The organism is Neobacillus bataviensis LMG 21833 (genome assembly GCF_000307875.1).
Classification (GTDB): domain Bacteria; phylum Bacillota; class Bacilli; order Bacillales; family Cytobacillaceae; genus Neobacillus; species Neobacillus bataviensis.
Map to the genome: position 1 here is coordinate 40,562 of NZ_AJLS01000002.1, position 14,369 is coordinate 54,930.

The 14,369-nt window shown below is 38.8% G+C and carries 15 protein-coding genes; 1 reads left to right on the forward strand and 14 read right to left on the reverse strand.

Annotation, left to right across the window (positions count from 1 at the left end; translation table 11 throughout):
* Positions 1-5: 5 nt before the first annotated feature.
* Both BABA_RS27900 and BABA_RS00195 read right to left on the reverse strand, forming a co-directional pair.
* Positions 6-89 (reverse strand): nitrous oxide-stimulated promoter family protein, encoded by an 84-nt coding sequence (locus BABA_RS27900; protein ID WP_338040002.1) that lies wholly within the window; start codon positions 87-89, stop codon positions 6-8.
* A 56-nt stretch (positions 90-145) separates the two neighbouring features.
* Positions 146-1,441 carry an MFS transporter gene (locus BABA_RS00195; RefSeq protein WP_007083083.1) on the reverse strand — a complete coding sequence of 432 codons (1,296 nt, stop codon included), beginning with the start codon at positions 1,439-1,441 and terminating at the stop codon, positions 146-148.
* A 121-nt stretch (positions 1,442-1,562) separates the two neighbouring features.
* On the opposite strand from BABA_RS00195, the gene BABA_RS00200 reads away from it, so the two are divergent.
* On the forward strand, positions 1,563-2,801 hold the full coding sequence (locus BABA_RS00200; protein ID WP_007083084.1) for a helix-turn-helix transcriptional regulator: 1,239 nt from the start codon (positions 1,563-1,565) through the stop codon (positions 2,799-2,801).
* A 44-nt stretch (positions 2,802-2,845) separates the two neighbouring features.
* On the opposite strand, the gene BABA_RS00205 is transcribed toward BABA_RS00200, so the two are convergent.
* From BABA_RS00205 to BABA_RS00255, 12 genes are all read right to left on the reverse strand, one after another.
* Complete coding sequence (locus BABA_RS00205; RefSeq protein WP_007083085.1) at positions 2,846-3,073, reverse strand: hypothetical protein; 228 nt, start codon at positions 3,071-3,073, stop codon at positions 2,846-2,848.
* Between the two features lie 113 nt (positions 3,074-3,186).
* Positions 3,187-3,744 (reverse strand): hypothetical protein, encoded by a 558-nt coding sequence (locus tag BABA_RS00210; RefSeq protein ID WP_007083086.1) that lies wholly within the window; start codon positions 3,742-3,744, stop codon positions 3,187-3,189.
* Between the two features lie 2 nt (positions 3,745-3,746).
* The gene (locus BABA_RS00215; RefSeq protein WP_007083087.1) at positions 3,747-4,379 is read right to left on the reverse strand and encodes an SCO family protein; all 633 of its coding nucleotides are present in this window, start codon (positions 4,377-4,379) and stop codon (positions 3,747-3,749) included.
* Between the two features lie 126 nt (positions 4,380-4,505).
* A complete protein-coding gene (locus tag BABA_RS00220) occupies positions 4,506-6,188 on the reverse strand; it encodes a cbb3-type cytochrome c oxidase subunit I (RefSeq protein WP_007083088.1) in 1,683 nt (560 codons plus the stop codon).
* A 14-nt stretch (positions 6,189-6,202) separates the two neighbouring features.
* Positions 6,203-6,670, reverse strand: a complete 468-nt coding sequence (locus BABA_RS00225; protein ID WP_007083089.1) for a cytochrome c oxidase subunit II — start codon at positions 6,668-6,670, stop codon at positions 6,203-6,205.
* Between the two features lie 12 nt (positions 6,671-6,682).
* Positions 6,683-6,823 carry a cytochrome c oxidase subunit 2A gene (locus BABA_RS27055; protein WP_157273058.1) on the reverse strand — a complete coding sequence of 47 codons (141 nt, stop codon included), beginning with the start codon at positions 6,821-6,823 and terminating at the stop codon, positions 6,683-6,685.
* Between the two features lie 357 nt (positions 6,824-7,180).
* Positions 7,181-8,110, reverse strand: a complete 930-nt coding sequence (gene cyoE, locus BABA_RS00230; protein WP_007083090.1) for a heme o synthase — start codon at positions 8,108-8,110, stop codon at positions 7,181-7,183.
* A 194-nt stretch (positions 8,111-8,304) separates the two neighbouring features.
* A complete protein-coding gene (locus BABA_RS00235; RefSeq protein WP_007083091.1) occupies positions 8,305-8,559 on the reverse strand; it encodes a GlsB/YeaQ/YmgE family stress response membrane protein in 255 nt (84 codons plus the stop codon).
* A 147-nt stretch (positions 8,560-8,706) separates the two neighbouring features.
* The gene (locus BABA_RS26245) at positions 8,707-9,891 is read right to left on the reverse strand and encodes a C40 family peptidase (protein WP_007083092.1); all 1,185 of its coding nucleotides are present in this window, start codon (positions 9,889-9,891) and stop codon (positions 8,707-8,709) included.
* 242 nt (positions 9,892-10,133) lie between these two features.
* Positions 10,134-11,438 (reverse strand): WD40/YVTN/BNR-like repeat-containing protein, encoded by a 1,305-nt coding sequence (locus BABA_RS25900; protein WP_007083093.1) that lies wholly within the window; start codon positions 11,436-11,438, stop codon positions 10,134-10,136.
* Between the two features lie 158 nt (positions 11,439-11,596).
* Entirely contained in the window at positions 11,597-12,787 is a 1,191-nt protein-coding gene (locus BABA_RS00250; protein WP_007083094.1) for a macrolide family glycosyltransferase, read from the reverse strand.
* Between the two features lie 122 nt (positions 12,788-12,909).
* Entirely contained in the window at positions 12,910-13,893 is a 984-nt protein-coding gene (locus BABA_RS00255; protein WP_007083095.1) for a tRNA dihydrouridine synthase, read from the reverse strand.
* Positions 13,894-14,369 lie beyond the last annotated feature (476 nt).

Genomic DNA, 14,369 nt, shown 5'->3' on the forward strand with positions numbered 1-14,369 from the left:
TTTTATTACCGATTTAACAAATGTTTCACAGAATAGATTGGATGATACAGCATCATCCTAGGACCTGAATAACGCATTACTGCCTTCATCTAAGATAAATTACAAATTCAGCACTATTTAGCTAAGATTACAAGTAAATAATCTTTTATGATGTCACTTCCTCATGAATTGGTTTTACCCTGTCAAGCGCCGGATGTGCCTTTCTTACAATCGATGGCCTTGCAAGAATTAGGGTCACACCAATAAACAATGAGGCAGATATGAGAAGAATCCATTGAGCCGGAAAAACATCATAAAGAAATCCGTACAGCACCATACCTAATGGCATCAAGGCCATTGACATCGTTTCAAGTATCGAAAATACACGGCCTTTAAAGTCATCGTCTATTTGCTTTTGCATCATCACCATTATCGGTGTGTTAACAATGATTACCGATGCCCCAAGACTGAACATGAGCAATAGGTAATAAACAAAAATTGTAGTTTCAGACATACTCATCAATAATGGGGCTGCCACTGCTCCCATGATCACTCCCATGCCTATAATTGCCCGTTTAGAAATAAGAAGCGGATATTTGACCTCCTTTCTGACTGTGAAATATATCGACAGCAGCAGCATTCCGATAGCAAAGGCACCTTGGGTAAAACCAAAACGCTGTGAAGCCATTTTCATTTTTTCAATTAAGATAAAGGAATAACCTACTTCAAATGCGCCAAAGAGAAAATTTATTAACAGAGAAATCCAGATAATGATCATAAGCAGTGGCTGCAATTTTAAATAGGAAATCCCCGCCTTCATGCTCTGCCACATGGATTCTTTAGGATTCCCTTCTACCTCTTCTTTTCGGTGAGCAAACAAGTTAAAATTCATAGTTAATTCCAGGAAAACGGCTAAACTTGATGCGGCGATATACATAATTAAAAAAACTGGCATGGAAACCGCTCCATATAGAAGCCCCCCTACTGCCGGACTAGCAATGGCCGCAAATGAAATCGACATCTGATTCAATGACATCGCTTTTTGAATTCTTTCTTTATCTACAAGCCCCGTAATAGATGAGGTAAACGCAACACCGGAAAACATGGAAGTAAGGGATAAAATGCATGAAGTGGTATAAATTGCGATGAGAGATAGTCCTGAAGTTAAGGTAACCGCTAACAGGCTGGCGATAGCAATGGTTGTGGCAATTTGTGCGGTAATGGTAATCATTTTACGTGAATATTTATCCGTAATGTATCCCGCAACTGGAGCTGCAAGCGTCCGCGGCAAAATATTGCAGATTAGATTTGCGGCAAAACTTGTCGCCGACCCTGTCAATTGTAAAATATAAAAACTAACTGCAAACGAATAGACTTGTGCTCCAAAAGAAGAAATTAGCTTACTAATGGTGAACGTCCACAGATGATATGTCGCTTTTTTCAGCTTAATACTGTCTTCCATATAAATCCCACCTTAAAAGTTTAATCTTATTAAACAAATAATAACATGGGATCCCCTTCCATTTCAAGTAAAAGTTTAATATAATTAAACTAATTAAAAATCCAAGGGTGGTTTATAAAACATGCTAGGCGAACGAATTCGTGAGATAAGGAAAAAGAAAAAGATGACCCTAGAGGTGCTTGCTGGTGAAGAGCTTACAAAAGGGATGCTAAGCCTGATTGAAAATAACAAGGCCCAGCCGTCCATGGAAAGTTTAGCCTACATTGCCGAACGTCTTGGAGTTGAAATCGGGGATCTTCTGGAAGAGGTAAGTACTCAGGAATTAAGACAGATTCTTGAAAAGGCGGAGAAGCTTTATAATCAGAAATCTGAATCTGAAACTGATAAATATAAGCTGCTGCTTACCCTAATCGAGCCCTATATTGAAAAACTTACACAAGGATATGAATCGGCCCGATTATTGGAAATTTACAGTCGCAGTCTGTACAATGAAAAAATCGAGGGATGGTTGGATTTTTCGAACCGTGCCGCAAAAATGTACGATGAGATGAACCTTACAGCAAAACGGGCAAATATCAGTATTTTCTGGGCGATGGAGAAATTTGTCGAGCATGATTATACAGAATCATTAAACATCCTACTGCGAGAGCGCGATAAACTCGAGGCAACCCATGTTTATATCGACCCGATGACACGAGTTGACTTCGACTATCATGAGGCAATCTTGCATTATGCTGTTGGCAATTCTAAATCAGCCACAAAGGTGCTGGAAAGTGCGATTCATTTTTCAAAAGAGCATCGGATCTTTTTTCGGATTGATGATTTATACAGACTTGCTGTTGCCAATGCACTGATGACACATGATACGGAAAAGAAAGACCATTATTCCACAAAGTTAAAGCAATACGGGGAATTTGCGGATGACATCCGCTCCACGCTATTTTATGAACTTTTCCAGATCATGTCACTTATTAATGAAAAGCAGGATTATGTTAAGGCCCTAGAAAAGATTGATCACTATTTATCAAATCCGCACATGACAGAAGTCTATGAAATTTGGTTTCTGCTTGAAAAAGGAAAGGCCTTTTATGAGCTTGGACACTTTCAGGAGGCACTTCTATTTCTCGAAAAGGTAACCATCCATTCATGGGTTCATCATCCATTTGATTTTTCACTATTATACATAACAGATACGTACAAAGCCCTCTGCCATTTTGAGCTTGGAAAGGAAAATGAGGCCCTTCAATTTGCGAAAAAGGCGGTGGAAAACTATTCGACATTAGCACCTACACCTTTCCAAGATTTCGCCAATGAAACGTACAATACAATTCTAGAAAAGATTTCATCGAATGTTGAATAGAAGCGAAAGAGCCCGATTTTCATAAATCGGGCTCTTTCTTTTATCTAAGACTTTTCTTCATTTAATTCATCAATCAGCTGTTTCGTTCTTTTCGCATTTCCTTCGGCAAAGTTTTCGAGGCGCTCCTTTAATTCATCATCGTCGTGAATCCGCTCTGCAGTAATAAGATACGATCGCATTAAATCTTCTTCGATTTCGATTGAATTTTGAAGCACCTCTTCAAGTTTGTCCTTTTCTTCCTTATTCTTTCCGTTAAACATATTTAAACCCATCAGGAAAAACCCTCCCTTTATCCATTATCGTTCACCATTCTCTCTTTAGATATCCATGATTGAAGACAACGATATGGTAATGTAGTTCCCCTAATCATTGGGTTTAAACCAGTTTATTCATATTGTGATTTATCAACAAATGCCGTATATAACAAATAGATCACAATACAGATTGCCGTGGTCACGAACCCCCAGCCAAGGGTAATTTGTTCAATGACAAGATAGTTGTTACATAATTGCACTGGTGTTTCAATGTATAACCATCCCATTGCTGTGAATAACGCGATAAAAAAGTAAAAAATAATATTTTTGCCAACTGGTTTAAGCCTTTTCCAACTATCCCTAAGAGGGATTCCTGCCAAGATTGGTAAACTGATAAATTTAAATACTTCTATGCCCTGTGACGTCAAGGCATCATCCATTGCCCTTGGAAGTGTCCAATAGGATACCGTGATGAGAAATAATATGATTCCCGGAAGACCATTCCCATTCCATTTTTCAAAAAAACGCGGAAAACAAAGCTGAAAGAAACGCGCCATTAGAAATCCGGCAAACACCAGCATCGGCATTTGCATGTGCATGTGAATAATCATGACGGATTCCATTAAATTCGCTACTGGAGGAATGGCGAGAAAAAGTATGATCAATAAGCCATATAATAATTGCCTCATTGTTAATCCCCCGCTCCCTTTTCAAGAATGCTTGTAAGCGTATTAGCTGCTTCGTCTACTTTTTTATAGTCCATAACATTGACAAGCGTGCCTTTTTTATCGACTAAATAGAAGGCGGAATTATGGGCGAAGCTGCCGCTATCATCAGGGATGACAATGACCCCAAATGCTTTTAACAGCGAATCTAATTCAGCCTTATTCTTAATTCTTGCCATCCGCCACGTTTCGCCGTCACTATTAAAATAGGTTCGGTATTTATCTAATGTAGCCGGGTCGTCTCTGTCAGGATCAAAGCTTATGCTTAAAAAGACAATATCTTTGCCGATATATTTGCTTGGCACCTTATCATAAACTCTAGACATATTCATTTCCAATTGCGGGCAAACCGTTGTACAGGATGTATAGAGAAAGGTAATAAAGACATATTTACCTTCAAATTCATCAATTGAATACTTCCTACCCTTGCTATCTTCAAAGGTTACATCAGGAAACTTTGGTTTATCGTCAATAAGTTTACTCACCCGCGCAGTTTCAGCCGTAAAGGCCTGGAAGCCATCGGTACCAAAATAGAACAACGCAAGGCCAAATAAGATAACAAGCAAACACGCAAATGTAGTATGCCTATTTTTGATCATGAAGATCACTTCCCAAATCTATTTTTTTACAGTTATATTAAGCATAAAGAGATAGCCCTGACCAAAGAGCTATCTCCTTTTTTAAACTGTCCAGCTCCAGCGCCTAGGCGCTTCCGCTTTTCTTTTTTACCAAGTTTTGAATGGTGGAGAACCTGGAGGTGCATTTACGATAAACTCTGATAATGGGATGACGTACGCCATGGCAACAACCAATAGCATGACGACAATCCACATGCCCCAACGTTCTGTCCAATATGGAGTTTTGGTTGCATTTTCTTCTTCTTCTGCAATTGGGAATTCTGTATCACCCTTTGGTGCAAAGAACATCATATTAATTACTGCGTACACTTGAAGTAACACACCAATAATTAATAATGTCCCGCCAACTGCTAAGCACAATAAGTATGGGTTCCAGCTTAACGCTGTTGCGTTGTCCCCATAAGTTGTAAAGGAAGTTCTACGCGGTGAACCAAGTAATCCTACAGCATGCATGGCTCCTGACATAAAGATCATACCAATTGTCCAAATCCAAGTTTGAATCACACCTAATCGATTGATTTGTGGTGTTAACACACGTTTTGAAATATAAGGAACCAACCAATAACTAATACCGAAGAATGTCATAACAACGGACATACCTAATGTTAAATGGAAGTGACCGACGATCCACATTGTATTATGAACGACTTGGTCTAATTGGTTCGTGCTTTGCGCAATACCGCCGGCACCAGCTGGAATAAAGGCAATCATCGCAATCATTGGAGCTAAGAAACGAACATCGCCCCAAGGCATTTTCTTATACCAGCCGATTAGACCTTTTCCGCCTTGTTTTCTTGCCGTACGTTCAAATACAGCGAACATCGCCCATGCTGTCATTAATGAAGGGAAGCCGATCGCTAAACTCATAAATACGTGCATAAATTTAACAGATGGTGAAATTCCAGGGTCAACTATTTGGTGATGGAATCCACCAGTAATATTCATAACAACTAAGGCAATAATAACGACACGTGTTAATGTATCACTCCAGCGTTTGCCGCTAATGATTTTTGGTACGATAACATACCAGGCAGAAACGGCTGTTAAATACCAGATATTAACCAACGTATGACCGAAGGCCCAGAATAGTGTACGGGCAACCATAACGTTGATCGTCTTAACCCAGCCAAATGACCAAGGGATAATCATCACGATTACTTCGATTGCTACAGGAAGAGAGCCGAAGAATAATAGAACGAATACGCCAGTAGCAAAGTATGAAAGAATTGGAACATGCTGCCCTTTATGATTCTTTCTCCAGTTGGCAACTTGGATAAAGGCTCCGAATGCACACATCCAAACACCTACCACAATTAATGCTAAACCAATATAAAACATTGGCGCAGCTGCCATCGGCGGATAGAAGGTATACATGACAGATGCATCACCCATGATAATTGGGATGACCGCTAAAACAAAACCGACCATCTTCAATCCAAAGCCAATCCAAGCCATCGTTCTTACTTTTGGAAGCAGGCCGCCTAAGGTATGGGACATTCCTGCGTAAAAATATCCAATCGTAAAGAAGGCAGTTAATACAACAACTAATAACAAACCATGTGCGGTTAACACTTGATAATAGTTAACCCATGACGGTAATTCTAACAATCCTGCACGATTCAGCCCTTGCACAAGACCTAAAATCCCGCCAAGAAGTATGGCCATAAATGCTACAAAAATATATGATTTCGTTAATAGGGCATCTTCTTTACTAATCCCCATTATCTTATTTGCTTTATCTTTAAAGTCTCTAGATTTCGCTGTTTGCATGTTGTTTCCCCCCTTTATTTAACCGTTATCGTTGTACTCATCAATTGGTGACCGGCACCGCAATATTCATTACATAACACTAAATATGTTCCAGGCTTATCAAATTTTTGAGTGATCTTTTGAATATGCCCCGGCACTACCATTGTATTTAAGTTTGTTTCAGCCACTTCAAAACCGTGGACAACATCTTTAGAAGTTAAGGTAAAGTGGACGGTAGATCCGGCAGGTACTTCAATATTAGCCGGATTAAAACTAAATACTTGCAGTGTCATAACGACTTCGTATTCATTTTCACCAATCTTTGTAATCCCCGGTTTATCAAATGGTGCTGTTTGATCTACCTTTTGTGGGTCAATGATTTCTTTATTACTTGGCGGCTCTAAGTCGAAGGCAAATGCCTGGTAGCCTGTGATAAACATAAAAATCATGATCATACCAAAACTTAAGGTAAGCCATATTTTTTCATCAAGATGCATTTTCATCATTTTCCCCCCCTATAATCTCGTCATATATAACCCGTATAACAATAAATAAGTAGCAAGAATTACGATTCCGACAACACTGACGGAAATCCAGGTTCCTTTTAGCGGAGCTTCATGTGATTCATTTTTTTTATTACCCTTAGTAGATGCCATCCCTTTTCATCCCCTTTATCTTCTTCATACTTACATAATAATTGCGAAGGGTTATCAACGAAGTGAACTGAATCACGGGACAGTAGAATTTTTTTAAGGGTAAAAATAGTATTTATTATTTTCTTTTCAACAGAAAAGGGAAAATAAATATGTCTTTTAAAGCCTTAAAAAGATATATTTTCACTGTTTTAAACTTCCTTTGCGCATTATTTCAATTTTTTAAAATAGCTTTAATTATAGATTTGGATGAAATAAATAATGACAAATTTGTGAACTGCGTTAAAAATTCCGAAAAAAAAGCTGTCTCCTAGTATGGCAATTTACTTCCATACTAGGAGACAGCTTTATATTATTTTCTTATCTAAACATCGGCATTGTTACAATAATCATCATCAGAAACATAATCGTTATATAATTTACCGAATAAAGAAAAATCACATGAGCCCACTTAAGATCATTCTTCGTGAAAAATCCATAAATACTTACAGCCAGCCAGCCAACATTTAGCAGGGTCGCTAACACAACAAATGATGTTCCTAACGATCCTAGATAAAATGGTAATGGCAGTAGACAGGCAACATAAACCGCCATTTGCCGCTTCGTCATCGGTAATCCATAAACAACTGGAAGCATGGCCACCCCCGCCGCTTTGTATTCATCGTACTTCTTGATCGCAATAGCAAAGGTATGAGGCATTTGAAAAATAAACAAAATGAGTGCCAGCATAATTGGGATAATATGAAAACCGGATTCTATCGCCGTCCAGCCAATTAATGGCGTAACAGCACCTGAAACGCTACCGATGACAGTATTAAGTGTATATCTGCGTTTGGACCACATCGTATATAAGATTACATAAGTAAACCAGCCGACAAACCCATAAATGGCTGCTTCAACTGTTGTAAAAAGTAAGAGGATGAACCCTATTACAGACAAGCTAATTCCCAATGTTAAAACCATTTTCAACGAAAAATGGCCTGTAACGGTTGGACGCTTCTTCGTTCTATCCATAACTGTGTCAATATCAACATCGTACCAGTTATTGATCACAAGTGCTCCCGCCATAACAAGCGTACTGCCAATAAGCGTCAGAAAAAATACATCCCAATAATCATTAAAAGAAGCTCCAGTAAAATAAAGTGCTAACCAAAATCCCGTAAACACAGGCAAAACATTTGCAATTAAAACTGGCGCTTTAAAAAGTGCCCGTATATCGGCAAATAACGTAGAATTCGTTAAAGCAGCTCCCCCACCATTTTGTGGAGCAGCAATGCTATTCTTATTCAATTCAAAATCCTCCCTACATCGTGGTTGGAAAAGTTCTTCATACTATCAATTTTCCTCACTATACATATTAACATAATTCTTTGTCATATATATGCTGGAAGCTTAATGTAATTTTCCTAAGGAGCTGCCTCACTTTTTATCATAGTTAATTTAAATGCAAATGCTATATGGTTTGCTTCATTCCAAGCTAAATTTTAATCAAATAGCTTGGCAATGATGCCTGCAACGATCACCACAATAAAAGCGCCAATCAGAGAGGGAACTAACGAAAAACCTACTAGCATTGGCCCCCATGACCCAAATAAATATTCACCAACCCAAGCCCCGACGAAACCGGCAATGATAGCCCCGGCCCAGCTTCCCGGCATCTTAACAGGCGATAACTTATCCGCAACAATACCAATGATCATTGCAATAATAACAGTAAGAATAAATGAAACTATGCTCATCAAAAAAACTCCTTTTTACCAGCTTATTCGATCCTTGTATTAAGTGTTCGAATAAGCCCGTAATATGGAATCTAGTACTAAAAAAATAACTCCATCCTGTAAAGGACGGAGTTATTTTGGAGTTGCGTCTTCAAAAAATTGCTGCCTCTAGTGCAATATTCTAGCAGCACTAGAAAAAGATGACGGATTATACGAAGCAATTTTCACAACATCACCCGTTTGCGGGGCATGGATATATTGCCCACCACCAATATAGATGCCGACATGATAAGCTGGTGATCCCCTGAATACTAAATCTCCAGGCTGTACTTGACTTGGAGAAATTCTTGTTCCAACATTTTGCTGGGAACTTGACACTCTAGGAAGATTAACGCCAACAGAACGATACACATATGAAACGAATCCTGAACAATCAAATCCGCTTGGCGTTGTCCCACCCCAAACGTAAGGAACTCCCAAGAATTGTTTAGCATACGCAATTACCGCACTTGCCGATCCAGAATTGGTCGGAATGGCAACATTAGTCGCTGGTGTTGAAACTGCAGCGCTTTTTACAGATGATGGCCGTTCAGATTGTTGTTGGGTTCCTTGGGATTGTTGTTGTGTTTGTTGTGCTTGTTGAGCCTGTTGAGCCTGTTGTGCTTGTTGAGCCTGTTGTGCTTGTTGTTGGGCTATTTGAGCCTGCCGTGCCGCTTCTTCTTGAGCCTGCTGATCCTTAAGGTTTTGTAATTCGTTTTGAGAAGCAGCCAATTTTGCTGCAACTTCGTTTTTAGCTTCTTCAATACTTTTTTGTTCAGCAGCCAATTCAGCCTGATTCTTTTTTAAATTGTCCAATTCACTATTTAATTTTTCCTCAGCTGTTTTCAACGCTTGTTCTTTTTCATTTAAACCATTCAGTAAGTCTGTATCTTGTTCCATTATCTGCGAAATTGCAGTAAAACGATTTAAAAATTCAGAAAGATTCGTAGAAGTAAGCAAAAGTTCCGCGTAAGTAGCAAGAGACTGTTTTCCTTCTAACTGAATGCTTTTTAATCGTTCAGAATAAACCTTTTTGTGCGTGTCTAAGGACTTTTTTGCTGCTTCAATTTCAGCCTTAGTTTCTTCAATTTTTGCTTGTTGTGTTTTAATTTGATTATTCAGTTTTTCACTATTTGCCATTGCTAAAGTGATTCGGTTATCTAATTGTTGCATCTTTGTTTCAAAGTCATTGATTTGCCCTTGTGTCGCATCGATTTGTCCTTGCGTCACTGGACTTGCAAACGCAGGTGTTGCTTGAATCATAGTTGCGAGAACCGCAGCCGATACCGTATATTTAATGAATTTTTTGATCATAGCAAAATCTCCTTTTGTTCCCTATCATTCATTCTGATTTCTAATATAGTTCTAGTTTATAGTCTTAATTGACTAAAAACAATGAATCTGTCGGTAATGTAATATAATTGTAATTTTATGTAGAAAAATATGACAAAAAATCGACATTAGTTCCCTTGTGAAATTTTCATCATCGTTTTTGAGCAACATAAAAAGCAAGGAGTATGATTCCTTTGCTTTAAGTGTATATATAGAAATTCTCCTTACTTTGCACGAAGCACCCCATCTGGATCGACCAAACCAGCAAAAGTCCATGTCTTACCTTGATCCTTTGATGTAAACTTTGCCAAAACCTTTCCGCCCAAGTAATCACCTTCTGGACCTTGATTCACTAATAAAGTTCCTTCCGTTCCGAGATAGGTAGGAATTTCCGCTACTGTGAAATAACCCTGATATTCTGCCGGTATCGGAACCTCAACGCGTTCCCATTTTCCTCCACCATCGGTAGTCCGGTATAGATTGGGCTTTGGAGGCTGCCCTTCATAGCGATATTCACCAAAGGAGATAAATCCTAATTGATCATTAATAAACCCTCCATCTGTTACTAAGTCATAGGTTTCATCCACTGATCCGACATTGTACCATGACTGACCACCATCGTTTGTTTTAAAAATAAAATGAGCCTCCCAACTCATCGTTTTATCACCTGTCAAGATGAGATATCCATCCTGGTCAGACGTAAACCCCAGTTTTAGCATGCGTAAAGATGGCAGCTGATTAGAAACCAACGCCTCATTCCAAGATTTCCCCTTATCCCTACTAACCAGAACCTTCGTCTCTTGGTTAAGTGCAAACGCTGTTATCTCCGGTGTAATCACATAACTGCCTTCTAATAACTGTTGTTCTGCCCCATTGGATCCACCGCTAAATAAAGCGTCAATTGCAACAGGGACGACCTTCCAGTTTTGGCCATTATCATAAGTGACCTTAAGCTTTTCATCCTTAATCTCATACTTTATGCTTTTCGATAGTTTCTTTATTCCCGCCTTCTTATGATATTCTTTCAACGTTTCAATAGGCGGCAACCCGATTTGTGTATCGGTTGTTTTTTCAATATTTGCTAATGTGTACGTTAAGTTTTCTTCCTTATTGATTGTTAGTTTCCAAACGATATTAGGAACGACTCTATCATTCTGCATCTTTCCCCAACCATAGTCGATTTCTTGTGTTTCTTCAGGTAACTGAACTTGAAAAACGACCGCAACGACAAAAGAGTTTTCATCTCCCGATAACTTGGTAAATCTAGTAAAAGTCGGATTGGCAATGATTCCATCGTTTTCTAAGCTTTTAATGAAATCAAACCAGATTCGGTAGGCAATCGTTTCAGGTTTTTGGTCATATTCTTCTACTTGAGATGTGTAGGGGAGCTTACTGTTTATATCTGCCTTTTTTACTTCGACTGGTTTAGGAATTGGATTTTCATGATTATCATTAACCATTTGAAAGATAATGAGGGCAACCGTTAATACCGAAATGATAATGAGTAATCGACCTTGCGCTTTATTCATTAAAATCATCCTCATTCAAAATATATATGTGGTAAATTACTTATCGACTTCCACCTTTATAAATATCTCTAAGTTAATCGTAACATAAATTAAAAAAGGAATTGCCATTACCACTAAGAAAAAGCCACCATTTAATGGCAGCTGAGAAATTTCTATATTTAGATATCATATTTACTTTTAAATTTAAAAATCTCATCAACAGCTTGGTGATATCCACCCGATTTTTGAAAGGATTCCCTTATATTCGAAACGGCTTTTTGGAAAGATGGATTGTTTAGCACATGATCTGCGGCTTCACGTAGTTGATTTGCGGTCAAGCCTTGCATTTGTAGCTGCATACCGGCACCGATTTTGGCCACTTGTCCGGCAATGATCGGCTGATCCGCACCTTGTGGGATTACAATAAGTGGAACCCCGTAATAGAGACCTTCATGGGTACTGTTCATTCCACCATGTGTAATAAATAATTTAGTATATTTCAGTACCTCAGTTTGTGGAACATAATTTTTTACAATGAAGTTTTTAGGAATCTCGCCCAAATCAGAAGCCCGCGCTTTTTCCCCAATCGACATGACAACGGTATGATCCGTGTTCCCAAATGCCTTAAAACAAAGCTTATAAAAATCAATGGCTTGGTTAAAGACAGTACCAAGTGAAATATAGATTGGACCTTTCCCCTTGATTGCTGTAAGGTCAAAGTTTTCTTGAATAAATCGTGTAGAGATGGATGGACCAATAAATTTGTACGTATGGTCGAATGCTTCTCCAAAAGGTTGAAACTCCCTAGTTGTATAAACGATTGTAAGCGGTGCAGGATTACAAAAAACTTCGTAAGGCGAAAGAATCTTAATGCCATATTTTTCTTCAATCCTTGCCGTCAGCCTTTGGAATTCAGAGAATGTTTCTGCTGGAATTTTTTTAGAAAGCTGTTCGAACATGTTATCGAATTGTGCTTCTGTCTGTGCAAAAGAAGTACACGAATTGATGGCCGGAAGTTTAAGGATTTGGGCAAGTATACGGCCGCAGCCAAACATGGAATCGTGGATGATGTAATCAAAATGTTCTCCTTCGATCTGTCCAAGCACGCTAGGAATAACAATATCTGCCGTAAATAAAAGACCATTGATTCTTTCGAGTAAATTATTTCTTCCACCCGAGATAAATGCTTTTATAAATTGTTGACCATCCAAAGTTCGTACAATAGCTCCCGTCTTCTCAATACGTTCGCGAAAATCTTCTATTGTGAAGTACACTACCTCTTCGCCACGCGAAATAAGCTCTTCTACAACCCCAATAGTTGGATTAATATGACCTTCTGATCCGGCATTAATAAACAAAACACGTGCCATTTTCACCGCTCCTTGACTTTGGGGTCAGACCCCTTGCGCAGTAATGCTTTCGTACTGAGAGGTTCTGACCGTGAATGTTTAATTATTTTATGATTTTATTTTTACCTTGAATTGGGGCACTTCTACTGTTCCCCTATTTCATCAAGATTCTTTGACTCAAAGTTATCAAGCAATGCACGTACTTCATCTGTTGATTTCGTGTTCATCAATTGATTTCTTAATTCACCAGCTCCACGGAATCCTTTGACATAAATTTTGAAAAAGCGATGAAGCCCTGTGATTGAACGTGGCAGTGCTTCCGCATATTGATCTTGAAGATCAAGCTGCAGTCTTAAAAGATCAAGGTATTCTTTACTGCTATGCTCCTTGGGTTCTTTTTCAAAAGCAAAAGGATTTTTAAAAATACCTCGTCCGATCATAACGCCATCAATACCATATTGTTCAGCAAGCTGCAGCCCAGTTTGACGATCAGGAATGTCTCCATTGATCGTCAAAAGTGTATCTGGTGCCACTTGGTCACGAAGTTTCTTAATCTCCGGAATCAGCTCCCAATGAGCATCTACTTTGCTCATTTCCTTCCTTGTACGTAGATGAATAGAAAGATTAACAATGTCTTGTTTCAATATGTGTGTTATCCAGTCCTGCCATTCGTTTACATCCGTGTAACCCAGCCTTGTCTTTACGCTTACGGGCAATCCGCCTGCTTTTGCTGCTTGTATTAAATCTGCTGCAACTTCAGGACGACAGATAAGGCCGCTACCCTTCCCATTCTGTGCCACATTAGGTACAGGACAGCCCATATTGATATCTATTCCCCGAAAGCCTAGTTTTGCCATACCTATACTCATTTGCCGAAAGTATTCAGGCTTATCACCCCAGATATGGGCTACAATTGGTTGTTCATCCTCTGTAAAAGTCAAACGCCCACGCACACTCTGAATCCCCTGTGGGTGACAATAACTATCCGAGTTTGTAAACTCAGTAAAAAACACATCAGGTCTGGCTGCCGCGCTCACTACATGGCGAAAAACAACATCCGTCACATCTTCCATTGGTGCCAGTATAAAAAAAGGTCGTGGTAAATCACGCCAAAAATTATCTATCATAGCTAATTCAAATCCTCTCATTATGGGATAGCAGGCCGACCCCTTATCCCAAAATTAAAAAGCAAAATGTCCCTGCTTCTTTTAAACTTATACCATGCTTAATCACGTTTTATCAAACTAATCGGAAATGTTTATTTTACCTTCACAAACTCTGTATAACCAAAATATCTCCTGATCAAATCCACCCCATCAACCATTCCACTATTCGAGTTAAAGTAAAGTTTTGCAAAACAGACTGAAAAAATTAGAAGAACACTGGATTGACAAGGGTTTAACAGGAATGTTCTGCAAATAAAATCCTTAGTTCAAAAAAATAAACAGAAACCATTTGCGGTTTCTGCTTATTTTAACACTATTTTCGCGACAGCTTCCACATGTGTTGAGTGTATGTGACAACACACAATATGAGGTGCTGATAATTTTTCAATTTAATTGCTTTTCTTACTAAATAGTGCAAATGCTATAGATTAGAGTCG

Bases quoted from the DNA above. Each gene is read 5' to 3' on its own strand.
- BABA_RS00210 (WP_007083086.1), bottom strand. From the start codon at position 3,744: ATGAGGCAATTATTATATGGCTTATTGATCATACTTTTTCTCGCCATT.
- BABA_RS00250 (WP_007083094.1), bottom strand. From the start codon at position 12,787: ATGGCACGTGTTTTGTTTATTAATGCCGGATCAGAAGGTCATATTAAT.
- BABA_RS27900 (WP_338040002.1), bottom strand. From the start codon at position 89: ATGAAGGCAGTAATGCGTTATTCAGGTCCTAGGATGATGCTGTATCAT.
- BABA_RS00255 (WP_007083095.1), bottom strand. From the start codon at position 13,893: ATGATAGATAATTTTTGGCGTGATTTACCACGACCTTTTTTTATACTG.
- BABA_RS00225 (WP_007083089.1), bottom strand. From the start codon at position 6,670: ATGAAAATGCATCTTGATGAAAAAATATGGCTTACCTTAAGTTTTGGT.
- BABA_RS00195 (WP_007083083.1), bottom strand. From the start codon at position 1,441: ATGGAAGACAGTATTAAGCTGAAAAAAGCGACATATCATCTGTGGACG.
- BABA_RS00200 (WP_007083084.1), top strand. From the start codon at position 1,563: ATGCTAGGCGAACGAATTCGTGAGATAAGGAAAAAGAAAAAGATGACC.
- BABA_RS26245 (WP_007083092.1), bottom strand. From the start codon at position 9,891: ATGATCAAAAAATTCATTAAATATACGGTATCGGCTGCGGTTCTCGCA.
- BABA_RS25900 (WP_007083093.1), bottom strand. From the start codon at position 11,438: ATGAATAAAGCGCAAGGTCGATTACTCATTATCATTTCGGTATTAACG.
- BABA_RS00235 (WP_007083091.1), bottom strand. From the start codon at position 8,559: ATGAGCATAGTTTCATTTATTCTTACTGTTATTATTGCAATGATCATT.
- BABA_RS00220 (WP_007083088.1), bottom strand. From the start codon at position 6,188: ATGCAAACAGCGAAATCTAGAGACTTTAAAGATAAAGCAAATAAGATA.
- BABA_RS00205 (WP_007083085.1), bottom strand. From the start codon at position 3,073: ATGGGTTTAAATATGTTTAACGGAAAGAATAAGGAAGAAAAGGACAAA.
- BABA_RS00215 (WP_007083087.1), bottom strand. From the start codon at position 4,379: ATGATCAAAAATAGGCATACTACATTTGCGTGTTTGCTTGTTATCTTA.
- BABA_RS27055 (WP_157273058.1), bottom strand. From the start codon at position 6,823: ATGGCATCTACTAAGGGTAATAAAAAAAATGAATCACATGAAGCTCCG.